Below are 23,281 nucleotides of genomic sequence, written 5' to 3' on the forward strand. Positions count from 1 at the left end.
CCCCCGGCGGAGACTCCTACTCTACGCACGACGGTGACGGTTGTCCAGGACTCGCACGATGCCCGACGCCCCCGATCCGGGCGACTCGGCCGACCCCCGTGGCATGCCTCATGCAAGCTGGGCGGGGATCGGCGCCGGTGCGCCGCACCGGACAATCCCCCATCCCGCGAACGAGGCGAATATGTCGATTTCGGAGAAGAAGATGCAGCAGCTCCGGCGCGTGCTGGAGGCGATGGACGGGCGACTCGTCGACGACGTCGCGAGCCTGGAGGAAGAGGCCCGCGTCGGCGTGGGCGGCGAGGCGGGCGGCAACCTCTCCGGCACGCCGATGCACCTGGCCGACCTCGGCACCGAGCAGTACATGCAGGAGCTGAATGCGACCCTGCTGGAGAACGAGGAATACATCCGCCAGGAGGTCCGCGACGCCCTCGGCCGCCTGGATCGCAACGCCTACGGCACCTGCGAGCGGTGCGGCAAAACGATCATGGCGGAGCGGCTGGAGGCGATCCCCTACACCCGCTATTGCACCCCGTGCTCGGCCGAGGTGGGCGCCGGGGCGGCGGCCAACCTCAACGACGGCCGCCCCGAGTCGATGGGCGGGCTCGACCGCCGCCACGGCGCGGGCAACCTGACTGACACCGGCGACCGCGACCAGCCGTTCACCGACGATGCGCCCCGGTCGGGGGACCGCGAGGACATCCACGCGGCCGGCACCGCCGGCGGGGGGACGGCCATCGGCGGGCTGGCCGGCACCAACATCGGCGAGGGCGACCCCGACGACGGCGACCTCGAAGAGGCGATGGGCAGCGGCAACTACGACCAGGAACTGGACGACGACCACGAGGACACGTCCGCCTACTCCGGCGCCTCGGGCGGGGCCGTCGGCGGCGCCGTGGCCGACCTCCGCTCCACCGGCGGCAAGACCGGGGGCGGCATCGCCCCCCAGCCCGAGCCGGGCGACAGCCCCGTCGGCCAGTGAATCCCGCATCCGTCCTCAAGGCGAATGCGAGCATGACGCCGCCGGGCCCGGCCCGGCCACCGCTCGCCCCGTCGCCCCTCGTCCTTTCCCCGATCGCCGGTCGCGGCGATCCGCGCGGGGGCGGGGACCGGGGCGCGCGACGACGCGTCGGTGGGGGGCCGCGATGCGGCCGATCCTTGCCCGACGCGTCGATGATGGGAGGCTGGTCGTCCGGCCTCGGCCCGGTCGGATCAGGGCTTCTTGGCGGCCTTCGGAGCGGCGCCGTTGCCCGGCAGGTAATCGATCTCGGGGTCCTGGCCGGCGGGGGGGCGGCTCGGATCGTGGTCCGGGGCGGAAGGCCCGCAGCCGGTCGGCAGGAGGGCCAGCGAGGCGGCGGCGATCAGGACGAACAGGGTCGGCTTCCACGTCATGGACGGATCCTCGGAATCGGTCGAGTCGATGCGGAGTCGGAAGGCCCGCGCGCCCGCCGATGGGGCGGGGTCGCGGCCGGGCCTGGATGGGGTCCGATCAGTACGAGTCGGCGCTGACCACCTCGCCGCCGGCCCGGGTGCCCAGGGCCCACCAGGTCTGCATGCTGACGGTGTCCTTGATGAACTTGACCGAGCCGTCGGCGAAGGCGACGTTGACCCCGCCGGGGTGGTTGCTGCTGGGCGGGGCGCTGCCGGCCAGCCCGACGTAATACTTCGTGGAGCCGTTGGTGCCGGGGTCGCTGGGGTTGTGGCAGTTCATCTGGTTGGGCGTGCCGAAGTGGTTGTAGCCCGAGATGGTCAACCATTCCGGATAGGTCGCGATCCACATCTGGCTGGTGCACCAGTAGCGGCCCAGGGCCGTGTTCGGCATGCTGGCGCACGACTGGACGAACTGCGCCGCGCCGGCCGCGTTGTTGTTCAGGGACACCCCGGTCGCCGCGTTGTAGAAGACGGCGATCTTGGCCAGGATGTGGCCGCGGGTGATGTCGACGTTGGAAGCGGCCAGGGTGCCGTTGGCCCGACCGGTGAGGCGTTCGCTGATCAGAGCGGTGTTCGAGGTCCCGTCGATGATCGAGCCGATCGTGACCGTCGAGAAGTTGCCGCCCGGGTAGTGGGCGGCGGTGTCCGGCGCATCCCGGGCGGGGATAATCGTCCCGGAGGCGAGCTGGAGGACGCCCGGCCCGCCCATGTTGGCCATGTAGTTGGCCGTCCCGTAGTAGATGCCGTTCAGCCAGATCCGCGACCCTGTCACGCTGCTGTCGGATGGGCAGGTCATCAGGCCCAGCTTGGCGGTCGACACCGTGCTGTTGGCGTAGCCGCCGATGCCGGTGTGCATCGGCTCCAGGTTGAAGTTGATCGCGTTGTACATGGGGGTCTGCTCGGTGTACTGGAGCAGGGCGGGGGCCCAGCTGTACGGGACCCCGGAGATCGAGATGGTCGGCGTGCCGGGGACCTTCATCGAGTGGGCCGGGTAGCAGGCATTCGCGCTCTCGTAGTTCATGCACGCGAGGCCGAGCTGCTTCAGGTTGTTGATGCACTGGGACCGGCGGGCGGCCTCGCGGGCGGCCTGCACGGCCGGCAGCAGCAGGGCGATCAGCACCGCGATGATGGCGATCACGACCAGCAGTTCGATCAGGGTAAAACCACGGCGGTGCGGGCGATTTTGCATGCGATCGGTCCCTGTCATCGGCGAGTTTCCGGTGGGGGGCGGCTTCGCCCGGGAGGGGGAGGTGCGAGGTCGAGCGGCCCGGATCAACCCGGGCCCGGGCAGATCGAGAACGACCCGATCTCGTCGCTCGGATCGTCGGGCGGCGATCGGATCGCGGCGTGTGCGGCACCCCTGCGCCGGGCCCCGCCGCTGGCCACGGCGGCAGGGTCATGCGCAAGGGTGCGTGCAACAAGTCAGCAAGAATCGTGCCCGGCAGCCAATGCGTGCCGTAAGGTTCGATTGGGTGTTGGCTTGCAGCCTTCGGAAGGCGGCGGTTTCGATCGGCCCTACGACTCGCGATCGCCCGATTTCGGGGCATGGCTGCCCGTCAAACCTTGCCGATCGGGCCGGATCAGCGGTCGATGGCCTTCATGCTGACGGCGGCGTAGCGGTCCCCGGCGACCTCATCGACGGGGACGGCGGCCTCCAGGTCGGCGACCTCGCCCGGGGTGAGCGTGAGATCCAGGGCGGCGGCGTTCTCTTCGAGGTACTTGCGTCGCTTGGTGCCGGGGATCGGGGCCACGTCCTGCCCCTTGGACAGCACCCAGGCCAGGGCGAGCTGGCCGGGCGTGGCCCCCTTGGCGGCGGCCAGGGCGCGGATCCGCCCGACGATGGCCTGGTTCTGGGCCAGGGCCTCGTCGGTGAACCGGGGATAGCGGGCGGCGCGGGTGTCGTTGGCGGGGAGGTCCCCCTTGCCGGCGATCGTCCCGGTCAGGAAGCCCCGGCCCAGCGGGCTGTAGGGGACGAAGCCGATGCCCAGCTCGCGGCAGGTCGGCAGGATCTCGGCCTCGACGTGCCGCTCCCACAGGGAATACTCGGTCTGCAACGCCGTGATCGGGTGGACGGCGTGGGCGCGGCGGATCGTCGCGGGGGAGGCTTCCGACAGGCCGAGGTAGCGGACCTTGCCGGCGCGGACCAGGTCGGCCATCGCGCCGACGGTCTCCTCGATCGGGGTCTCGGGGTCGACGCGGTGCTGGTAGTAGAGGTCGATGTGGTCGAGCCCGAGCCTCCGGAGCGAGGCGTCGCACGCGGACTTCACGTACTCGGGCCGGCCGCTGAGCGACCAGGCGTTGGGGTCGGCCTTGGTCCGGACGTTGCCGAACTTGGTGGCCAGGAACACCTCGTCGCGCCGGGGCCGGATCGTCGCGCCCACCAGCTCCTCGTTGTCGCCGATCCCGTAGACGTCGGCGGTGTCCAGGAACGTGATCCCCAGGTCGAGCGCCCGGAGCAGCGTGGCGGCCGACTCCTCGTCATTGCGGTCGCCGTAGAACTCGCTCATCCCCATGCAGCCGAGGCCCATCCGGGAAACGACCGCGCCTTCGGAACCGAGCTTCACCGTGTCCATCATCGTTGCTCCCGGGAGATCGAGGCATTTCCCTGCATGATACCCGCGAGGGGAAGGGGATCGAGCCGACGCCAGACCAACCTGGGCGATGCCTCCCTCAACGGGCTCCACGGCCTGCCCGCCGACCCGGCGCAGGGGGGCAGGCTCTCCCGGCCGGCCGCCGCGATGATGATGCCCGGCCCGCGCGCGAACCGGCCCGCGCACGGGGCGCGGGCCGGGTGTTCGGTCCGGGGCTCGATCCGTGGCCGGATCAGGCGGACGCGGCGGCCGCGTAGTGGGCGATGGCGTCGGGGGCGAGGTGGTGGGGCTGCCAGATGCCCCAGTGGATCTCCGCGTTGAACCCGCAGCCGTCCAGGCCGGCGTCGATCAGGACGCTCCGGACGCCCATCGCGGCGACGTCGCCCGCATAGTCCTTGGGGCGGGCCAGGAGCAGGCCGCCGGGCAGGAGCCGGGGGGCGTACCGCTTCGCTTCCTCGGGCGAGCAGAAGATGGTGCGGAACCGGGCCTGCTGGCCGGGATGCGAGGTCGCCTCGTCGGCGTCGGCGTCCAGCTGGATCACGGCGCCGTCCTGGCGGTCGTTGGCCACGGCGGCCAGCATGGCGCGATCGTCCGGCGGGCAGGAGTCGGTGTAGCCGTAGGCCCCGGCCCCGCAGCGGGCCAGGTAGCTGAGCTGGTAGCCCTCGTCCAGCCGGGAGTTCTTCCAGGTCTTGGACTTCAGGTAGCTGGCGGGCAGGCTCGTGACGTGGAGCCACGACCAGTCCCAGGGGCGGTGGACGTTGCGGCCCAGCAGGGCCTGGCCCAGCTCCTGGAGCATCTCCAGGCCGGTCACGTCGTTCTTCACGAAGACGGCGATCCCCTGGATCGTGTCGACGTAGGTGACCGACTTGAGCTGCTTGGTGAACTCGATCATGTCGAGGAGTTCGGGCAGGTGGGTGTCGTCGGCGTCGTCGATCATGACGAGCCCGCCCGGCCTGAGCTTCGGGCCCCAGCACTCGAAGTCCTTCAGCGCGCCCAGGAACGAGTGGTCGCCGTCGATGAAGACGCAGTCGATCGGCTCGGCCGGCCAGACCGAGGCCACGGCCACCGAGTCGCCGATCATCGGCTGGACGTAGTCGGCCACGCCGCAGAACGCGGTGTTCCGGCGGAAGTGCTCCAGGGTCCCCTGGGCCGGGGACATGCCCAGCCAGGGGGGCGCGCCGAGGTGGGGGTCGACGCAGTAGAGCTTGCCGGCGCCACGCCGCTTCAGCCCCGCGCCCAGGAAGCAGGCCGAGCCGCCCTGGAACGACCCGATCTCGACGATCGTGCCGCCCGACGGCGCGAAGGCCCCGACCGCGAAGTGGAGGACCTTCTCCGACTCGGTCAGCCAGTTCTCCACCTTGGCCGCGGCGAACTTCGCCTGGATCTCGGCGAACCCGGGATCGGATTTCGCCCGATCCAAAAGCTCTTCCAGCATCGACTATGCCCCCATCCATGAGACACGTACAGTTCCCTCTGGCGCGGACTCTAGGTGAACGGCCCCCCCCCGTCAAGGCGGAATTCGATGCGACCTCCGGGTCGGCCCCGCCCGGGTGGCGGCCCGGCCCCGGTCCTGGCACGATGGCCCTCGCCCGCCCGGGCATCGCCGAGGCCGGCCCGTCCCACGCCCGCCCCAACCCAGGAGCCCGTCCCCATGATCGCCCCCCGAATGGCGAGGAAATCGCCGCCCCTCTTGCTCGCGTGGCTCGCGGCCCCGATCGTCGCCGGCCTCGTCGCCGGGCGGCCCGCCCCGGCCGCGGAGCGGAGGCCGTCGATCCTGGTCATCCTGCCCGACCAGTGGCGCGGGCAGGACCTCGGCGTGATGGGCAACCCCGACGTCCGCACCCCCCACGCCGATCGCCTGGCGTCCGAGGGGCTCCTGTTCCGCCACACGTTCGCCAACACCCCGGTCTGCTGCCCGGCGCGGGCCATCCTGCTGACCGGCAAATATCCCCACAAGAACGGGATGATGGCCAACGACCTCCGGCTCCGCGACGAGGAGACGACCCTCGCCGAGATCCTGTCCCGGCAGGGCTACCGCACCGGGTTCATCGGCAAGTGGCACCTCGACGGCGGCAAACGCCAGCCGGGGTTCATCCCCCCCGGGCCCCGCCGCCAGGGCTTCGCCTACTGGGCCGCCAACGAGTGCGACCATCGCCACTTCCGCCCGACCTACTTCCGCGACACCCCCGAGCCGATCGTCGACAACCGCTATGAGCCCGAGGTCTGGGTCGACCGCGCCATCGAATTCCTCCATCAAGGCGGGGACGAGCCGTTCTTCCTGGTCGTCTCGATGGGGCCGCCGCACGACCCCTACGGCGCCCCGGAGGCGTTCCGCAAGCTCTACGATCCCGACAAGCTGACGATGAGGCCGAACTGGGAGCCGGGCGTCGACGGGGGCGGCCGGCCCCAGATCGCCCACTACTACGCGGCCATCTCCGCCGTCGATGACCAGGTCGGCCGGCTCATCAAGGCGCTTGACGACTCGGGGCGGGGCCGGGATACGATCGTCATGCTCACCTCCGACCACGGCGACATGCTCGGCTCGCAGGGGGAGCGGCTCAAGCGCAAGCCCTGGGAGGAGTCGATCCGCGTCCCCGGCATCGTCCGCTATCCCGCCGGGATCAAGCCGGGCCGCGTGACCGACGCGTTCCTGTCGCACGTCGACATGGCCCCGACCCTGCTGGCCCTGTGCGGCATCGCCGCCCCCGGCGACATGCAGGGGGCCGACCTGTCGGGGGTGGTCCTCGGCCGCGAGGGGGCCGCGTCCCCGGACTCGGTCTTCTTCCAGCTCTTCGTCCCCTACGCGAGCGATCATGTCCCGCACCCCTGGCGCGGGGTCCGGACCGAGCACTTCATGTACGCGCGGTCCGAGGACGGCCCCTGGGTCCTCTACAACATCAAGGCCGACCCCTACGAGCGGAGCAACATGGCCCACGTCCCCGGCTCCGCCCACCTCCTCCACGAGATGGAGGTGAAGCTCGCCGACTGGATGCGGAAGACCGGGGACGCATGGACGTTCAACACCTCGGTCCCGGTCGACGACAAGGGCCGCCTGTATCGCTACGAGACCTTCACCACGATCCAGGAGTACCTGGACTGGGCCGCGAAGCATCCCGGCCTGGCCCCGGTCGATTGAGCGGGGCCGGCCCGGATGGCGGCGGAGCGGCGGGCCGGCTCACTCCGCCCGGCGCGCCGGGGCGTCGAACGGGGCGGCGACCGGCTCGACCAGGCTGTTGTCGTGGACCAGCGCCCCGGCCGCCCCGATGAAGAAGCTCCGCCCCTCGGCGACTTCGAGGTTGAACACCGGCTGGACCCGGTCGTCGGCCACGGCCGTCACGGAGGCGACCCCGCCGACGGTGCGCACCCGGTCCCCCACCTTCAATTCGCGGGCCATGACCCAGCCCTGGCCCGCCTTCCAGAAGCGGTGGATGCCGGTGACGACCACGTCGTCCTGATCGAGCGTGATCCGCAGCGTCGCGTTGGGCGGGTTGTGGAACACGGCGACGATCGGCTGGTAGCCCAGGGCGCCGGTCGCGGCGTCCTGCACCAGCACCCGATCGCCGGCGTTCAGGGTCTCGATCGCCCGCGACCCGGCATCGGTGCGGACCATCGTCCCGGCGCCGAAGCAGGAGTGGCGGAGCCGCTGGACGCTGACGACCGGCCCGTCGACGATTGTCGTCGGGGCAACCTGGGGGACATATCCCAGGGGGACATCTTCCGTGAAAGTGCTCGGGGATTGGGTGGCCGAGGCCAGGACCGCGTATCCTTCCTGGTCGGTCCACCAGGCCGACCAGGCGGCCTGATTCTCGCCGAAATCCTGCCCGGTGACGCTCCGCATGGCCAGGAGGACCGGGTCGTTCGCCCGGCGGGTCTCCTCGTTGGTGCGATCGATCATGGCCACGTCCTCGGCCAACTGCCGCTGGGCCACCTCGGCCGTCCTCTGAACCTCAAGCATCATCTGTCCGATGGGGATGGCAGCCCGTTGACTGGTCGTGACCTGGATTCGCCCCCCCCTGAAGCTCGGGTCGTCGTCCCATTTGATGGCCGCCGATTTCTGGGCATCCAGGACCTTCTGGAGCGCATCGCGGGTCCTGGAGTCGGCGACCAACTCCTTGAGCTTCGCGGAATCCGTCGCGTGGTTCTCGTCGGATTGCCGGCTCATCCGGCGGGATTCTTCTTCACTGTAGTTGGTGATCCGGTCCGGGAGTGGCACGAACAGGATCGGCAGGCCATCGGGCCCAGATTCCACGAACGATCCCGGCACGGCGGCGACCTGCGGCATGGCCGGCGGGGCGTACACCCGGCGGACGTTGGCCTTCTTCCCCTCGATGAACAGCTCGCCCGGCGAGCCGGGGCCGCCCACCGGCTTGACCTCGTACTTGATCGGGTCGCGGATCAGGCCGATCCAGAGACGGACGAACTCGCGCGGGTCGCGGCGGCGGAGCACCTCCACGGCGGCGCGGCGGACCTCGGCGTCGGGCGACATGACCGCCAGGCCGGCCAGGACCCGCGAGGCGGCCGGGGCGTCGATCTGGGCCAGCAACCGCACGGCGACCGCCTGGTCGGCCGGCTTCCGGGTGCCGAAGACCCGGGCGATGGTCGGGACGGCGAGGGGGTCGGTCACCTCGACCATGGCGGCCTCGGCCTCGGCGCGGCGGGCCGGGTTGGCCAGCATCCCCTTCCACTTCTTGAGCAGGGGCTCCCAGCGGCGATCGGCCTGCTTGCGGGCCTCGGCCTCGGCCCGGGCGGCGGCGACCTGGGCGTCGGTCATCCAGCGGCCGTCGTGACGGGCATAGCCCAGGCGCTTCCAGGCCGCGTCGCGCGACGGGTCGAGCCGGGTGACGGCGGTCAGGTGGGCGCGGGCCTGGTCGGCCAGGCCGTTCTCCTCGCACCACTGGGCCATCCGCCACTGGCCTTCGCCGGTGTAAGGGGCCCTGGACCGGCGGTCGTCGTACTCGGCCAGCAGGCGGGCCCGGTCGGCGTCGGCCTTGAGCTTGTCGGCGACCGCCTCGGGGCTCTGCCACTTGCCGCGGTAGGCGACCAGGCCCATCAGCCCGCGCGCGGTGGCGTGCGACGGGTCGGCCAGGACGGCCAGTGCCAGGTGGCGGAACCGCTGGGCCTGGAGGCCATGCGCCTCGCACCACAGGGCCAGCCTGACCTGGGCGTCCGGGTCGCGGGCGGCCTCGGCCCGCTTCGCCTCGTACTCGGCCAGGGGGGCGGCGGGGGCGGCGTCCGGGGCCTGGCCGGAGGCCAGCAGCGACAATCCGACGACCAGCGGGGCGAGCATGGGAGAGACCTCCGGGCGAAGGGCGTTGGTCGATTCTCGGGGCCGATGTCCGTCGCGTGCGCCCGCCCGCGATGCCCCGGGGCGATCCCTATCTCATAGGAGTCTGCCGATTCGGGCACGACCTGACGAAGATTCGGGACATCGCCCGGGATCGGCCCGGCGTGCGTCACTCCGCGCGGCGGGCCGGGGCGTCGAACGGGTCGGAGACGGGCTCGACCAGGCTGTTGTCGTGGGCCAGGGTGCCCGCCTCGCCGACGAAGAAGCTGCCCCCCTCGGCGACCTGGAGGTTGAACACCGGCTGGACCCGGTCGTCCTCCACCGAACGGACCTGCGCCGTGCCCCCGACGGTGCGGAGCGTATCGCCGACCTTCAATTCGCGGGCCATGACCCAGCCCTGGCCCGCCTTCCAGAAGCGGTGGATGGCGGTGGAGACGATGGCCTCGCCGCCCAGGTCGATCCGCAGCGTCGGCGCCGGGCGGTTGTGGAACACGGCCAGGACCGGCTGATAGCCCAGGGCCCCGGTCCGGGCGTCCTGGGTCAGCACCCGGTCGCCGACCCGGATCGCCTCGATCGGCCGGGGCCCGGCCAGGGTGCGGACCGGCGTGCCGGCGGCGAAGCAGCTGTGCCGGAACCGGAAGGCCGTCTCGACCGTCGTCGTCGCCTGGCCGGACTGGTTCACCACCGTCGGGGCGACCCCTTGCGGGAGGTAGGCCAGGGGGACGTTCTCCATGATGGTGGGGACGGGTTGCGACTGACTCGCCTGGAAGGCATAGCCCAGGTCGTCGGCCCACCACTTGCCCCAGGCCTCGGGGGAGTCCCCCAGGTCCGCGCCGGTGACCCCCCGCAGGACCTGCGTGACCCGGTCGTTGCGGAGGGCGACCTCCGCGTTATCGGCGTCGATGGCCCGGATGTCATCGAGCTGTTGCTGTTGCGCGACCAGGGCCGACTGCTGATACTGGGCCATGATCTGGCCGACCGGGATCTCGACCCGGTGCTCTGTGGGGGTGGACGTGGTCCGGGTGGTGATCTTCTCCAGCTGTCGGCGCCTGGGCAGACCGAACCGGCCCGGATTGTCCCGGGGGCCCTCCCATTCGGTCTTCACCCCGGGAGGCGCGGCGGCCACCGCCTGCACATCGAGGATTTCCTCTCGCGTGGCGACCGACGTGCCCAGGAAGCGCGACACCACCGGCAGGCCGAAGGCGTCGTAGCCGATCGGCTCGCCGGGGAAGATGGGGATGTGGGGCATGGCCGGCGGGGCGTACATCCGCTGGACGTTGAATTCCTTCCCCTCGACGAACAGGACCCCGGGCGAGCCGGGGCCGCCCACCGGCCGGACCTCGTACTTGACCTTCTTCCGGAGCAGGGCGATCACCGCGCCCAGGTACTCGCGGGTGTCGCGGTTCCGGAGCGTCTCGGTCGCCGAGCGCCGCACGTCCGCCGAGTCGGCGAAGACGGCCAGCATGGCCAGGGCCATCGAGGCCCGGGGGGCGTCGATCTGGCCGAACAGCTGCACGGCCCGCGAGAGGCTCCGCTCGTTGGGATTCGAGGCGACGAAGGCCGACCAGGCCGACGGGACGGCGTGGGGGTCGGTGACGCCGGCCAGTGCCCGCTCCGCCTCCTCGCGCCGCGCCGGGTCGTTGAGCCAGCCCCTCCACTTCGCCAGGAGCGGCTTCCAGCGCTTGTCGCCCTGCTTGCGGGCCTCGGCCTCCGCCTTCGCGGCGGCGATCCGGGCCTCGGTCATCCATTGGCCGTTGTACTTCCGGCACCCCAGCCGCTTCCAGGCCGCGTCGCGGGTCGGGTCGAGCCGGACCACGGTGGTCAGGTGGGCCCTGGCCTCGGCGTCCAGCCCGTTCTCCTCGCACCACAGGGCCAGCTGCCACTGGGCGTCGGCGGTTTCGGCCACGCCTTCGCGGCGGGCGTTGTACTTGGCCAGGGCGTTCCGGAGTTTCGCGTCCTCATCGATGGCCTCGCCCACCGCCTTCGGGCTCTGCCACTTGCCGCGGTAGGCGACCAGGCCCATCAGCCCGCGCGCGGTGGCGTGGGAGGGGTCGGCCAGGACGGCCAGGGCGAGGTGGCGGAACCGCTGGGCCTGGAGGCCATGCGCCTCGCACCACAGGGCGAGCCTGACCTGGGCGTCCGGGTCGCGGCCGACCTCGGCCCGCTTCGCCTCGTAGGCGGCGAGATCGGCGGGCGGCGGTGCATCCGGGGCCGCCCCGGCGGACAGCAGCGCGAGACCGACGAGCAGGGGGGGGAGCATGGGCGAGGCCTCCGGGAGCGGGTGAGCGTGCGGGCGGCGGGCCTCGCCCTTCCCGGGGACGGGCCCCACGCGAGCGATCCGGATTTGCACTCGCCCGCGATGACCATTGTAGAGTCTGCCGGGCCCGGGGAAAACTAACGAAGAAATCGGATCATGCTCGAATTATCCATCATCCGGGGATCGGCGGATCCGGGGCCGAGGGAGGCGGCGGGGCCTCGGGGGCCTTGTCGCGACGCTCGATCTGCCGGTCCAGGGTGCGCACCAGCGTTTCCTGCGCGGCCCGTTCGCGATCGATGAACCGGACGGTTTGATACGAGACCCCGTAGAATCGCCGCGTCAGGAACGAGGATTCGTACCAGGCGGCCAGCTTGGCGGGCGCCAGCCTCCGCGCCTCGGGGGGCGTGCCCGGTCCGGCCTCGTAGATCGGGGGCTTCATGCTGGCGAGCCGGGCGCGACGGGCGGCCGGCTTGTCCTCCTCGGCCAGCCAGTTCGCGACCAGGAGCCGGCTGATCCGGATGGCCCGCTCGCGCTCGGCGTTGATGACGAACCGGCCCCGGTGCAGGGCCGTCTTGGGGCCGGCGGGGATGCTCAGATCCTGGACCCAATCGGCCGGGTCATCGGGCTGGCGCGGGGGGATGAAGAAATAGTCGATCAAGTTGCCCGGGTCGTCCAGGTCGTGGAGGAAGATCAGATACTCCATCTTGATCGCGTCGGATCGCGGGGCCGTCAGGGCGTCGATGGCGATCACCTCGGCGCGGGCCCGGCGGAGCAGGGGGGCATCGACCCGGGGATCGCCCGACCAGTCGCCGATCGCATCGGCGGCTTGCTTGTGGATCGCGGCGCCGACGGTCCGCTCGATCTGGAAGCCGTGCCGGCCGGTGTGCCGGCTCGACCGGAGGGCGGCGCGATACCATCCCCAGGCCCCGGCCATGTCCCCCTCGGCCTCGAGCCGCTTGCCCTCCAGCACCGCCAACCGACCCAGCATGCGCAACGAGAACGTCACCGGCAGGAGGGTGTTGAGTCCCAGCCCCTCGGGATGAGTGTAGAGGGCGTCGGGCTTCTCGCTCCCGGCCCGGTAGGCCGCCAGGGCCGTCTGGGAAGCGGCGAGCAGGGTGCGCCATTCCGGCCCGGCCTCCGCCCACGTCCGGGGGTCTTTCTCCGACCCGGGCCAGGGCCTCTGAGTCTGGAAGGTCCGCAAGGGGCCCTTGAGCAACGCGTGGGCCTCGCGGTACTCCACGAAGGCGTTGCGGTCATCCTCCACGCGGACCCGGATGTGGGCCGCCTCGAACGCCGCCACATCGAACGGGTCGCCGATGTCGGGCAGCCCCCAGAGCTGCGTCGCCCACCACGCCCACGCCCCCAGGATCAGGGCCGTCGACACGCCCCCGAGCAGCGCGAGCCAGGGGTGGCGAGTCGCCCAGGCCGGCAGGCGTGAAAACCGCCGACGCCTCGTCATTTCCATCCCGCGGCCTCCTTCTCGGACGATTGTCGATTTCGGAGTCTATCGCCTCGTCGGTTGGCTGTCAAAGACGGATGTCATAGGGACGGGGCCACTGGCCGGGAGGGGCCCGCGGGGGTAGGTTGGGGCGGGATGGCCGCGGATTTCATGACGGGGGAGATCATCGATGCGACTGGTGACCGTGCGGACCGATCGGGGGCCTCGGGCGTGCGGCGTGCGGGGCGGGAGGTACGTGGACCTGTGCGACGCCGACCCCGGGCTGCCCGCGACCGTCCGGGGGCTGCTGGCCGAGGGGGCGGAGGGGCTGCGGCGGGCGGGGGCCGCCGTCGCATCCGGGACGACGACCTACGACCCGGCGACGGTCGAGCACCTGGCGCCGGTGCCCGACCCGGCCAAGATCGTCTGCCTGGGGATGAACTACCGCGACCACGCAGCCGAGGTCGGGGCCGAGCCCCCGGCGGAGCCGATCCTGTTCAGCAAGTACGCGACCGCCCTGATCGGCCACGGGGCGTCGATCGTCCTGCCCCGATGCAGCGACGTGGTCGACTACGAGGCCGAACTCGTCGTGGTGATCGGGCGGGGGGGCAAGGACATCCCCGAGGCGCGGGCCTACGACCACGTCGGGGGTTATGCGGCCGGGCACGACGTGAGCGCCAGGGACTGGCAGCTCCGCAAGCCGGGGCGGCAGTGGATGGCCGGCAAGACGTTCGACACCTTCGCGCCGGTCGGCCCGTGGCTGGTGACGGCCGACGAGGTGCCGGATCCCCACGCCCTCGGCATCCGGCTCCGCCTGAACGGGGAGACGATGCAGGACTCGAAGACCTCGCAATTGATCTTCCGGGTCGACGCGGTGGTGGCCCACCTGTCGCGGCTGTTCACCCTGGAGCCGGGCGACCTGATCTTCACCGGCACCCCGCCCGGGGTGGGCATGGCGCGCAAGCCCCCGGTATGGCTGAGGCCGGGCGACGCGGTGGAGGTGGAGATCGACGGGTTGGGGACGCTCCGCAACCCGGTCGTCGGCCCGTGAGGGGCGGGGAAGGCTGCCGCCTGTCGGCCGGGAATTTCGAAGACTTGAGCTTTACTCGGCCGGCGATCTGGATTATTGTCCCGCCGGTTCGCTTCCGTCTCTCCGGCCCAGGCCGGCGGGCACGGATGGAAGTTCGGCACGCCCAGGGGTGGTTCCCGGGGCGAGGAAAGGAATCCCGAGTCGAATTGGGCAGGATCGCCGCCGCGTCATTCCTCGTGATGACACGACCCCTTTGAGACCGACGCAAGCCGCCGAGTGGCCGCCTCCCGGATCCCCCGGGATCGAGGACGGTTCCGCCGGCGTCACGGATGATTTTTGTCCTCCAAGTCGGCCTCGGGGCGGTCAGGGCGCGATCCTGTTTCAGGAGATGGAATCGATGCGTATGAGCTTCGGCAAGATCGTTCTTCGGGCGTCGGCCTTCGCCCTGGCGTGCGTCGCCTTGGTCGGTTCGGACGCCAAGGCGGCCGCCCTGCACACCTACAGCACCTCGGGCGGCCTCCTCGGCGACGGCATCACCGGGGAGAACCTGATCACCTTCAACCCCGTGGTCTCGGGCGCCTACACGGCGACCTCGAACATCAGCCTGGGCGAGTTCGTCATCCCCACGCTGGCCAAGAACGACAACTCGGAGACGATCTACGACAACGCCCGGTTCTCGATCATCTACAACCCGCTGACGATCGCCGGCGACGACTACCCGGCCTCCGCCAAGCCGGTGCTCCTGACCGGGACGCTGAACGGCTTCGTCAACAGCAGCCAGTCGAACATCGAGGCGACGTTCGACCCGATCAGCAACCCGATCTTCTCGACCGAGAAGTTCGTGAGCACCATCAGCCTGCTCCGCAACCCGGTCTCGCTGGTCGCCCCGACGGCCGGCGGCCGCACCACGGTCGAGGCCCGCGTCAGCTCCAAGGAAGTGGTTCCGACTCCCGAGCCGGCCACCGTCGTGATCCTGGCCACCGCCCTGGTCGGCCTGGGCCTCCGCCAGCGGCTCCGCACGGCCCGCAACGCCGGCTGAGCGTCGCCCGCCCTCGATTGACATCGACGCGGCCCCCACGACCGCCGACGGACGCATCGCCCCTCGACCGGGGGGCGACGCCCCCGGCGGCGGGGCCGTCGGGCGACCCCGCCAACGCCAGCCGACGACGCCGGCCACCCCCCGGATCGCGGCCCCGAAGTCACACCAACGGATTGGTACGCCTCTCGAATGTTCACCGGAGATTCCCCCGCCATGTGGCGCACGACGACCCGACTCGCAACCTCGACCCTGATCGCCACCCTCGCCCTGCTCGCGACCTCCGAGGCCCGCGCCGCGGCGGTCAAGTCCTACTCCTACACGACCATCGGATCGGTGGGCGCCCCCGCCTCCACCTCCGACTACGCCGGCAGCGTCGGCCCCATCGGCTTCGACGGCGTCGTCAGCGGCACGATGACCACCCCGGGCTACTTCAATCTCGGCGCGTTCACGGTCGCCGCCCTGCCCCCGTCGGCCACGCTGACCTACGAGAACACCGGCTTCACGATCTTCCTGACCGGCTTCGGCACCGGCTACACCTACCGCATCGACGGCGTGCTCAACGGCACCCTCGACGGCTCCGGCGCGTCGGACATGATCGCCAGCGTGACCTCGGTCACCGGCTGGGGGGCCCAGGGCCCCGAGAGCGTCGCCCCGATCGCCCTGACCGACCTGCGGATCATCGCCCCCCAGGCCATCCTGGCCCCGGCCAACTACCAGGGCAGCCGCACCGGCTTCTATGGCCAGGTCGGCCCCGGCGCCGGGCTGCCCGTCCCCGCCCCCGAGCCGGCCTCGATCGCCATCGTGGCGGTGGGCCTGGCCGCCTGGGGCCTCAAGCGACGCCTTCGCCCGGCCGCCTGACCCGAAGCGATCCCATCGGGCCGCGCACGACGCGCGGCCCGGGTCGCCCAGACTCTCGCCGGCCGCGCGCGGGGCGCACCACGCCCCGTCCCCCTGTCACAAGGAAGTGACCATGCGCGGATTCGACATCTCGGCGGCCCGGGCCCTCGTCCTCGCCCTGGGGCTCGCGGCCCTCCCGACCGCCGCCCACGCCGCCAAGCTCAACGCCTCGGGCACCCGGTCGTTCCACTACAACACCTCGGGCAAGGTCTACGCCGCCTCGGCGCCGCGGACCGTGTCCGGCCCCGCCCAGCTCAAGTTCGACGGCGTCCAGGGGCAGAGCTTCTACCCCAACTCGGGCCAGTCGATCCAGCTCGGCCAGTTCTCCGTCGACTCGACGATCCCCGGACTGACCACCACCTTCGACGGCACCCCGTTCCGCGTCCAGATCCAGGTCCCCGAGCGGGACAAGACCTCGACGGTGCCGGTCCTCGGCTCGATCTTCTCCCGGTTCGGCCGCGACCTGAAGCTCAAGACCGTGACCGCCAACAGCGTGATCCTCCGCGGCCACCTCAACGGCATCGTCAACGGCGACGGCTCGACCAACCTGAAGGCCACCGTCGACTCGGTCCGCCTGGGCAGCCTCGACCCGGGCACCGCCGACCACGTCACCAAGTTCACCTTCCCGATCCGGTTCGGCGAGCTGAAGCTGCCGGCCGACTGGGCCACGGCCGCCACCGCCTACCCCAAGGGCGTGGTCGCCACCCAGGTCATGCCCACGCCCACCCCCGAGCCCGCCTCGGCCCTCGTCTTCGTCGCCGCCCTCGGCGGCCTGGTGGTCGCCCGCCGGCGGTCGAAGGGATCGGCCGCGGCCTGAGCGCAGGAGCCCCGCCGATGATCGGATCGCGATTCGCCCGCCCGTGGATGATCGTCATCGGCCTGGCCTGCGGGGCGACCCTCGCCCCCGCCGACGAGCCGGCCCGCCCCCGGATCGATCAGGCCCGGCTCGGCCCGATCCTCGACGAGTGGGCCCGGCGATCCGCCGCGTTGACCAGCGTGGATGTCCGCTATACCGGGGAAGAGCGCTCCGCAGCCTGGGGCTCCACCCCGATCTCGGGCCGGGCCGTCCTGCTCCGCGACGGCCGGGCACGGCTCGACGTGGCCGAGCACGATGATCAGGGCCGGGAAGCCCAGAGGTCGCGCCTGGTGTGGACGGGCACCGACCTGCATCAATTCAGGTTCGACACCAAGCAACGCTTCGTCTATCCGAAGGCCGAGCGAGACAGGGGCCGGCTCCCGGACCTCCTCACCCTGCCGTTCGCCTGGGGATGGGATCGGGACGGCCTGACCTCCCGATACCGGGTCGAGTTGGTCAACGAGTTGGCCGAGGTGTGGTGCCTCAAGGTGACCCCGCCCGAGCCCGCGAAGGCCACGTTCTCCCGGGCCTTCATCCTGCTCGATCGGGCGACCTATCTTCCCCGGCTCTATTATCTGTTCGATCGAGACGGCAAGTCGCAGACCCAGTACAAAGTCGCGGAGATCCACGCCGATCGGCCCATCCCCGACGATCTGCTGAGCGTTGCCGATGAGCCGGGCTGGGAGACGGTCCGCACCGAGCCGATCGACTACGCGAGGTGGCTCGCCGGGATGTCGCGGGCGTTCGTCCTCTATCGGACGGTCTTCTTCCGCTAACCGACCGCGATCGACCCCCGGTATCCCGGCCCGGGGGCGATCCGATACAATTCGAGGCCAAAACCACCCGCCAGGCCCCCGGACAGGGGGATCCGCGAAGGAGTTGGCCTCGTGACGCAGCAGCATGTGGAAGCCCCGGGCCAGGTCCGGACCAAGATCGTGGCGACCGTCGGCCCGGCGTCGCGCGACCCGGAGACGCTCCGCGCCCTGGTGATGGCGGGGGCCGACGTCTTCCGCCTGAACTTCTCGCACGGGACGCACGACGAGCATTCGGCCGTGCTCCGGTCGATCCGCGCGCTGGGCGAGGAGATCGGCCGGCCGCTGGCGGTGCTCCAGGACCTCGGCGGGCCCAAGATCCGGCTCGGCACGATCCCCGGCGACGGGATCGACTGCGAGCTCGGCGACCGCTTCACCCTGGCCCCCGAGCGCACCGGCGACGACCCGCGCGAGCTGACCAGCACCCATCGCGAACTGCCCGGCGACCTCCGGGCCGGCGACCCCGTCCTGTTCGCCGACGGCGCCGTGGCGATGGAGGTGGTCGAGGGCGGGAGTGCGTCGAAGCCGGCCCGGATGGTGGTCACGCTCGCCGGCCGGATCAAGACCCGCCAGGGGATCAACCTCCCGGGGGCCACGACCAGCGTCAAGGCGCTCACCGATAAGGACCTCGCGGACCTCGACTGGTCGGCCAAAAACGGGGTCGAATACATCGGCCTGTCGTTCGTGCGCCGGGCCGACGACGTGGCGATCCTCCGCCGGGAACTGGCGGCGCGGGGCATGACCGCCCGGATCGTCTCCAAGATCGAGAAGCCCGAGGCGGTCGCCGACCTCGACGCGATCGTCGCGGCGTCGGACGCGGTGATGGTGGCCCGGGGCGATTTGGGCGTCGAGATGGACGTGGCCCGGGTGCCGGCCATCCAGAAACGGATCATCGCCGCGTGCCACCGCGCCCGGGTGCCGGTGATCACGGCCACCCAGATGCTCAACAGCATGGAGGCGTCCAACCGCCCGACCCGCGCCGAGGCCAGCGACGTATTCAACGCCGTGCTCGACGGCACCGACGCGGTGATGCTCTCCGGCGAGACCGCCGCCGGCCAGTACCCGGTGGAGGCCGTCTCGACCATGAGCCGGATCGTCGCCGAGGCCGAGGCGTTCCTGGCCGGACGCGTCGCCCCGTCGCCGCCCGACGCCGAGGCCGGCTGGAGCAACCGGGGCTGGATCACCCCGATCACCGAGGCGATCGTCGATGCGGCCTCGCTGGCCGCCCGGCGCCTGGATGCCCCCCTGATGATCGTGGCCACCCACTCCGGGCGGACGGCGTTGGCGGCGTCCAAGCACCGCCAGAGGACCCGGATCCTGGCCCTGGCCGACGACGCCGAATGCGCCCGGGCCATGGCCCTCTACTGGGGCGTGACCCCCCTGTTCGCCCCGGAGATCGCCGACGCCGCCCAGGCGCTGGAGACGGCAGTCGCCTGGGCCCGGGAGCACAAGATCGCCGCGTCCGGCGACCCGGTGGTGCTGGTGCAGGGGGCCTTCCCCGGCAACGACACCCACAACGCCCTGCTGGTCAGCGAGGTCGGCTGACCGCGCCGGCCCCGGCGTGGGGCGGGGGGACGGCCGGGCCCTCGGCGTCGTCGCGGCGGGCCCCGTCCGGGATCGGGGCCTTCGGCGCCAGGGGCGCGTCGGGGGCGATCCCCAGGATCCGCTTGGCCACCCGGGCCGTCCGGGGGTAGCGGAGCGACAGGGTCCGGAGCCGGCATGCGAGCGCCCCGCGGGCGATCGCCCCGGCCGGCCCGACGCCCGCCAGACCGGCCGTGTCGTCGGGCTCGTAGCCGTGGGCCATCAGCCATCGGCCGCAGATCCGGTCCAGGACGGCCCGCTCCCTCGGCGTGGCCCGGCCCCGCCAGTCGCCCACGCGGCCCTCGCGCAGGTGGTTCCAGTGCAGGAGGGTCCGGTGGTCGTGGGCCTGGGCGATCGCCGGGTCGGCGAGGTCGATGCCGCCATCCTGGAGCTTGCGGCCCAGGTCCTCGGCCCGCTTGCGGTTGGCCTGGAACGAGTACTCGGCCGCGACCCGATCCGCCTCCCCGGGCGCCAGGTCCAGGCCGAGGTGCGCGGCCAGCTCGGCCACGCCGGCGGCCGGCTCGGCGATCAGGCGGTCATAACGCTGGGTGATCGATCCCGGCCGTCCCGACCAGAAGCGGTCGTTGGCCAGGATCTGGTGGATCATCCCCGCGCGCAGGATGTCGTCGAAGCTCGCCTGACGCTTGTGCATCAGGGAATAGACCACGTCGCGGATGTCGCGGTGGGCATACACGGCGACCGCCCGACCCTGGGCCAGGGCCCGGGCGAAGCTGCCGTGCTCCTCGTGCGACTTCAGGACCCGCCACGCCCCGGGCTCCGCCGGGCCGAGCGCCGCGTACTGGTCGCCGGTCAGGTAGCCGAGCCTCCGGCCGTCCCGGTGCCGCTCCAGGAGGTGGGCGATGACCTCGTATTGCCAGGTCGAACAGGCCCGATACATCCCGACGCACAAGACGTCCATCGCGCGAAACCCCCCGTCCCTGGACCGGCCCGCGCCCCGGATCGCGGGGCGGGGGCGATGGGCCGCCTGCCCATCCTTCCATCGGCCGGGATGGCCGCCGGTGGCGCACCGGACCCCGGCCGACGCGCGGCCCAGGCTAAGGGGAGCCCCGATTCCCGTCAAGCCGACCTGCCATCCCCTCAGAATGCGCCGGCCATCATCGGCGAGAGCGACACGATCCGGTCATGCCCCTGGGAGATGGCCCGGGTCAGGGCGGACGAGGCCGCGGCGCGGAGGGACGCCGCATCCTCGGCGTGGTCGGGATACCCGGCCACGCCGATCGTCGCGGTGAGCCGGGGCATCGTCTCGGTGGCCGCCCCCCGGCGGGAGATCGCCGACCGGACCGCCTCGGCCAGCCTCGCGGCGTCGTCGGCCGAGGCGGTCGGCAGGACGGCCATCAGCCGGCCGCCGTCGAGCACGGCGACCACGTCGCTGGACCGCAGCACCTCCAGGACCGCCCGCGCCACCCGGGAGACGGCCTCGGCGGCGTGGCCCTCCCCCAGCAGCGTGCGGATGGCCGCGTACCGATCCACGGAGATGGCCAGGAGCGAGACCGGCTCGTGCCGCCTCCGGGACTGCGCCAGGGTGAACCGCAGGAGCGCATCCAGGGTCGGCTCGCCGCGGATCAGCCCCTCCTCGTCCTCGGCCGCGGCGGCCTGGCGGCACGCCCCCAGCCCCCTCTCGGCGCTGGCGGCCATCGAACAGAGGGTCTCCAGGGTCCGGACCACCCGGGGCGGCCAGGTGCGATCGCCGGGGGCGGTCAGGTGCAGGCGGGCCAGGACCTCGCCCGCCGATCGGAGGTCGATCCGGAGGGGGGCGGGCCCGGCCGGCTCGCGCCGGGCCTTCGGGGCGGCCGGGCCCGGCTCGCCGGGGTGCTCGGCCCAGGAGGATGGCCCCGACCCCCCGGCGCCGTCGCGGCGGGGCCAGGAGGCGAGCGGGCTGGCAGACCGGCCGGCCTGCGGCCGGAACAACTCCGCCCGGGCGGCCCCGCTCACCCGGCCGGCCAGCCCGACCAGGGCCATGCGCACCTCGCCGAGGTCCCGGGCGCGGGCGAGCACGTCGGCCAGCTCGTCGATGGCCCGCTGCTCGGGCCGGGCGTCCGGGCCGAGGGCCCCGGCCGCGGATCGGAGCCATCGCGACAGGCGGCCCGCCCAGGGCCGCCGCGCCCCGACGGGCCGGGCCGATCCGCACGGGAGCGGGCTGGTCGTCCGGGTGGCCGGCGGTTCGGCCGCGATCGGGGCCATGAGTTCGGGCATGGTTCGGGTCCGGTGTCTCGGCGATGGGCGGGCGCGGCCCCCGGCGCCGCGCCGGGGGGCCTCCCCAGAACCACCGTAGGTCATGCCCGCAAAATCGGCGCGGCCGGCCTTGCCGATTTTGAGGGGAGCGGGCATGATGCCCCCGCGCCGATGGCCCGCGCCCGAACCCTCCCACCCCCGAACTTGCCCCTCGCGACCCGGCCCGAACCCGATCGACCGCGATGCCGCCCGGCCCCGGGCGGTCGCGCCCGGAGGCGAGGCAAGTTCCATGCGTGTCAGGCTAATCTTGGCCGGAATCGCGGCCCTGGTCGCGTGCGAAATGTCGGGCTGCGCCTCCGCGCCCGGCCTGCATGCGGTCGCCGAAAACCCGATGGTGATCCCGTCGGCCGACTTCGAGACCGTCTGGAAGGCCGCGATCACGTCGGTCGACGAGTACTTCGACATCGCCAGCGAGAACCGGCTCCAGGGCAAGATCATCACCCAGCCCAAGTCGGGATCGACCCTGCTGGAGCCCTGGGAAGGGGATTCGGTCGGGTTCAACGAGCGGCTGGAGAGCAGCCTCCAGACCATCCGCCGGATCGCCTTCATCACCGTCCAGGAGGTGCCCACCGGCGGATACGCCGTGCGGGTCGAGGTCCGCAAGGAGCTGGAAGACCTGGCCCAGCCCGACCGCCAGTCGGCCGGCCGCGCCGTCTTCAACAACCAGTTCCCCCTGAATCGGACCCGCGAGGTGGTCGGGCCGATCCAGGCGCCGCTGGCGTGGATCCCCCGGGGACGCGACCCCAAGCTGGAACAGGCCATCCTGGCCAAGATCAAGACCGCATTATTCCTCTGATCCCCGACCGCCCGGCCCCTCTATAGAGGATGGGGCCAACGCCGAACGCCCGGGCGGGCCCGACCGTGGGTCGGGCCAATCCGGGCGCGCACCGGGGACGCCTTCCCTGGCACCAGGGCGAGTGTCGTTGTTCGGGGGCGCGACGAATGCGTCGCGACTTGGGGCCTTCCGCTCAGTAGGCGTTGAAGGTCCAGTAGGCGCCGAGGCCGGCGATCCCGATCCAGCGGATCGAGGGATCGAGCAGGGCCGAGCGGTGCGCCGGCGAGGCCATCCACATCAGGCTCACCGCCGACATGTCGCCCATGCCGGAGTTCTGCCTGCGGGCGGGGCCCATGACGTGATGGCCCATGCCCCGGGCCTGCTGCTGGCCGTTGTTGACGTTCGCCCAGCTGGACAGGTTGGGGTCGAAGCCCACGGGAGGCAGGCCGTACTGGGCCCGGGTGTTGTTCAGCCAGTTGGTGAAGCCGTAAGGGTCGACCGCGGCGACGGCGACCGGGGCGGCCTGGACGACCTGGGCGGGGGCGGCCGCGGGCTGGGCGGCGGTCGCGGTCGGCTGGGCCGCCGCGGTGGTGGGAGGAAGGTCGGCCGATCGGGCGGGCGTGGCCGTCAGGGCGACGAGGAGGAGGATCGAGGAGGCAAGCGCAAGGGTGAAGGGTCGGGAGGACAAAGGTCACGCTCCGGAAGAGTCACGCGGGTGCGAGCCGCTCCATGCGGCCGCGTCCAGGGACGCCGGGCCAAACTCGGATGATCGACGAGGATCGGGCGGAAGGAAGAGCTTGGCGCCGGGCGTTGCCCCGCGTCGTGTTGCCAGGATGGGAAGTTCGTTCCGAGATTGCAACCCATTTTTGCGGATTGCCGGATTTCGGTTCCGAAAAGCCTCGGGTTATCCCGTCATCTTAGACGCGAATTCCGCAAGCGAAGCGGGCCCGACGCATCGAGGAAATTCATCCATGAATCGACGCAACTAACGTCTGGTACGCATGCGTGGATTTCTCATTTCGACGCAGGACGCGTGGGCG

Annotated in this window: 19 protein-coding genes; 9 read left to right on the plus strand and 10 right to left on the minus strand. The window is 71.8% G+C overall.

The window, feature by feature from the left end:
• Window positions 1-181: 181 nt before the first annotated feature.
• Window positions 182-979, plus strand: coding sequence for a TraR/DksA family transcriptional regulator (locus tag TA3x_RS09605; RefSeq protein WP_435020604.1), 798 nt, complete (start codon window positions 182-184; stop codon window positions 977-979).
• Between the two features lie 230 nt (window positions 980-1,209).
• Here TA3x_RS09605 and TA3x_RS09610 read toward each other — a convergent pair whose 3' ends face one another.
• From TA3x_RS09610 to TA3x_RS09625, 4 genes are all read right to left on the minus strand, one after another.
• Window positions 1,210-1,389: a hypothetical protein gene (locus TA3x_RS09610; RefSeq protein WP_435020606.1), complete on the minus strand. Its 180-nt coding sequence runs from the start codon at window positions 1,387-1,389 to the stop codon at window positions 1,210-1,212.
• Between the two features lie 97 nt (window positions 1,390-1,486).
• Complete coding sequence (locus tag TA3x_RS09615; protein WP_435020608.1) at window positions 1,487-2,617, minus strand: DUF1559 domain-containing protein; 1,131 nt, start codon at window positions 2,615-2,617, stop codon at window positions 1,487-1,489.
• A 391-nt stretch (window positions 2,618-3,008) separates the two neighbouring features.
• Entirely contained in the window at window positions 3,009-4,001 is a 993-nt protein-coding gene (locus TA3x_RS09620; protein ID WP_435022329.1) for an aldo/keto reductase, read from the minus strand.
• A 250-nt stretch (window positions 4,002-4,251) separates the two neighbouring features.
• Entirely contained in the window at window positions 4,252-5,454 is a 1,203-nt protein-coding gene (locus tag TA3x_RS09625; RefSeq protein WP_435020610.1) for a class I SAM-dependent methyltransferase, read from the minus strand.
• A gap of 216 nt (window positions 5,455-5,670) precedes the next feature.
• On the opposite strand from TA3x_RS09625, the gene TA3x_RS09630 reads away from it, so the two are divergent.
• Window positions 5,671-7,155, plus strand: coding sequence for a sulfatase family protein (locus TA3x_RS09630; RefSeq protein WP_435020611.1), 1,485 nt, complete (start codon window positions 5,671-5,673; stop codon window positions 7,153-7,155).
• 39 nt (window positions 7,156-7,194) lie between these two features.
• Here TA3x_RS09630 and TA3x_RS09635 read toward each other — a convergent pair whose 3' ends face one another.
• The 3 genes from TA3x_RS09635 to TA3x_RS09645 form a co-directional block, all read right to left on the minus strand.
• The gene (locus tag TA3x_RS09635; RefSeq protein WP_435020613.1) at window positions 7,195-9,306 is read right to left on the minus strand and encodes a polymorphic toxin-type HINT domain-containing protein; all 2,112 of its coding nucleotides are present in this window, start codon (window positions 9,304-9,306) and stop codon (window positions 7,195-7,197) included.
• Window positions 9,307-9,472: 166 nt separating this feature from the next.
• Window positions 9,473-11,563, minus strand: a complete 2,091-nt coding sequence (locus TA3x_RS09640; RefSeq protein ID WP_435020615.1) for a polymorphic toxin-type HINT domain-containing protein — start codon at window positions 11,561-11,563, stop codon at window positions 9,473-9,475.
• A 169-nt stretch (window positions 11,564-11,732) separates the two neighbouring features.
• Window positions 11,733-13,025 carry a hypothetical protein gene (locus tag TA3x_RS09645; RefSeq protein ID WP_435020617.1) on the minus strand — a complete coding sequence of 431 codons (1,293 nt, stop codon included), beginning with the start codon at window positions 13,023-13,025 and terminating at the stop codon, window positions 11,733-11,735.
• A 163-nt stretch (window positions 13,026-13,188) separates the two neighbouring features.
• Here TA3x_RS09645 and TA3x_RS09650 point away from each other — a divergent pair, with 163 nt between their 5' ends.
• From TA3x_RS09650 to pyk, 6 genes are all read left to right on the plus strand, one after another.
• A complete protein-coding gene (locus tag TA3x_RS09650; RefSeq protein ID WP_435020619.1) occupies window positions 13,189-14,049 on the plus strand; it encodes a fumarylacetoacetate hydrolase family protein in 861 nt (286 codons plus the stop codon).
• A 376-nt stretch (window positions 14,050-14,425) separates the two neighbouring features.
• Window positions 14,426-15,067, plus strand: a complete 642-nt coding sequence (locus TA3x_RS09655; RefSeq protein ID WP_435020621.1) for a PEP-CTERM sorting domain-containing protein — start codon at window positions 14,426-14,428, stop codon at window positions 15,065-15,067.
• A 213-nt stretch (window positions 15,068-15,280) separates the two neighbouring features.
• Entirely contained in the window at window positions 15,281-15,925 is a 645-nt protein-coding gene (locus TA3x_RS09660; RefSeq protein WP_435020623.1) for a PEP-CTERM sorting domain-containing protein, read from the plus strand.
• A 112-nt stretch (window positions 15,926-16,037) separates the two neighbouring features.
• Entirely contained in the window at window positions 16,038-16,781 is a 744-nt protein-coding gene (locus TA3x_RS09665) for a PEP-CTERM sorting domain-containing protein (protein WP_435020625.1), read from the plus strand.
• Between the two features lie 17 nt (window positions 16,782-16,798).
• A complete protein-coding gene (locus TA3x_RS09670) occupies window positions 16,799-17,596 on the plus strand; it encodes a LolA family protein (RefSeq protein ID WP_435020627.1) in 798 nt (265 codons plus the stop codon).
• Window positions 17,597-17,707: 111 nt separating this feature from the next.
• Complete coding sequence (gene pyk / locus TA3x_RS09675) at window positions 17,708-19,177, plus strand: pyruvate kinase (RefSeq protein ID WP_435020629.1); 1,470 nt, start codon at window positions 17,708-17,710, stop codon at window positions 19,175-19,177.
• Here pyk and TA3x_RS09680 read toward each other — a convergent pair.
• Together TA3x_RS09680 and TA3x_RS09685 are read right to left on the minus strand one after the other, a co-directional pair.
• Window positions 19,161-20,132: a sulfotransferase domain-containing protein gene (locus TA3x_RS09680; RefSeq protein ID WP_435020631.1), complete on the minus strand. Its 972-nt coding sequence runs from the start codon at window positions 20,130-20,132 to the stop codon at window positions 19,161-19,163. The two genes, pyk and TA3x_RS09680, sit on opposite strands and share 17 nt — an antisense overlap.
• Before the next feature lie 179 nt (window positions 20,133-20,311).
• On the minus strand, window positions 20,312-21,427 hold the full coding sequence (locus tag TA3x_RS09685; RefSeq protein ID WP_435020633.1) for a diguanylate cyclase domain-containing protein: 1,116 nt from the start codon (window positions 21,425-21,427) through the stop codon (window positions 20,312-20,314).
• A 268-nt stretch (window positions 21,428-21,695) separates the two neighbouring features.
• Here TA3x_RS09685 and TA3x_RS09690 point away from each other — a divergent pair, with 268 nt between their 5' ends.
• On the plus strand, window positions 21,696-22,262 hold the full coding sequence (locus tag TA3x_RS09690; protein WP_435020635.1) for a hypothetical protein: 567 nt from the start codon (window positions 21,696-21,698) through the stop codon (window positions 22,260-22,262).
• A 172-nt stretch (window positions 22,263-22,434) separates the two neighbouring features.
• Here the strand turns inward: TA3x_RS09690 and TA3x_RS09695 are convergent, their stop codons facing one another.
• Complete coding sequence (locus TA3x_RS09695; RefSeq protein WP_435020637.1) at window positions 22,435-22,929, minus strand: CAP domain-containing protein; 495 nt, start codon at window positions 22,927-22,929, stop codon at window positions 22,435-22,437.
• Between the last annotated feature and the right edge of the window lie 352 nt (window positions 22,930-23,281).

The sequence above is a fragment of the Tundrisphaera macrotermitis genome (assembly GCF_051175315.1).
Lineage (GTDB): Bacteria > Planctomycetota > Planctomycetia > Isosphaerales > Isosphaeraceae > Tundrisphaera.

Bases quoted from the DNA above. Each gene is read 5' to 3' on its own strand.
- TA3x_RS09605 (WP_435020604.1), top strand. From the start codon at position 182: ATGTCGATTTCGGAGAAGAAGATGCAGCAGCTCCGGCGCGTGCTGGAG.
- TA3x_RS09610 (WP_435020606.1), bottom strand. From the start codon at position 1,389: ATGACGTGGAAGCCGACCCTGTTCGTCCTGATCGCCGCCGCCTCGCTG.
- TA3x_RS09615 (WP_435020608.1), bottom strand. From the start codon at position 2,617: ATGCAAAATCGCCCGCACCGCCGTGGTTTTACCCTGATCGAACTGCTG.
- TA3x_RS09620 (WP_435022329.1), bottom strand. From the start codon at position 4,001: ATGGACACGGTGAAGCTCGGTTCCGAAGGCGCGGTCGTTTCCCGGATG.
- TA3x_RS09625 (WP_435020610.1), bottom strand. From the start codon at position 5,454: ATGCTGGAAGAGCTTTTGGATCGGGCGAAATCCGATCCCGGGTTCGCC.
- TA3x_RS09630 (WP_435020611.1), top strand. From the start codon at position 5,671: ATGATCGCCCCCCGAATGGCGAGGAAATCGCCGCCCCTCTTGCTCGCG.
- TA3x_RS09635 (WP_435020613.1), bottom strand. From the start codon at position 9,306: ATGCTCGCCCCGCTGGTCGTCGGATTGTCGCTGCTGGCCTCCGGCCAG.
- TA3x_RS09640 (WP_435020615.1), bottom strand. From the start codon at position 11,563: ATGCTCCCCCCCCTGCTCGTCGGTCTCGCGCTGCTGTCCGCCGGGGCG.
- TA3x_RS09645 (WP_435020617.1), bottom strand. From the start codon at position 13,025: ATGGAAATGACGAGGCGTCGGCGGTTTTCACGCCTGCCGGCCTGGGCG.
- TA3x_RS09650 (WP_435020619.1), top strand. From the start codon at position 13,189: ATGCGACTGGTGACCGTGCGGACCGATCGGGGGCCTCGGGCGTGCGGC.
- TA3x_RS09655 (WP_435020621.1), top strand. From the start codon at position 14,426: ATGCGTATGAGCTTCGGCAAGATCGTTCTTCGGGCGTCGGCCTTCGCC.
- TA3x_RS09660 (WP_435020623.1), top strand. From the start codon at position 15,281: ATGTGGCGCACGACGACCCGACTCGCAACCTCGACCCTGATCGCCACC.
- TA3x_RS09665 (WP_435020625.1), top strand. From the start codon at position 16,038: ATGCGCGGATTCGACATCTCGGCGGCCCGGGCCCTCGTCCTCGCCCTG.
- TA3x_RS09670 (WP_435020627.1), top strand. From the start codon at position 16,799: ATGATCGGATCGCGATTCGCCCGCCCGTGGATGATCGTCATCGGCCTG.
- TA3x_RS09680 (WP_435020631.1), bottom strand. From the start codon at position 20,132: ATGGACGTCTTGTGCGTCGGGATGTATCGGGCCTGTTCGACCTGGCAA.
- TA3x_RS09685 (WP_435020633.1), bottom strand. From the start codon at position 21,427: ATGCCCGAACTCATGGCCCCGATCGCGGCCGAACCGCCGGCCACCCGG.
- TA3x_RS09690 (WP_435020635.1), top strand. From the start codon at position 21,696: ATGCGTGTCAGGCTAATCTTGGCCGGAATCGCGGCCCTGGTCGCGTGC.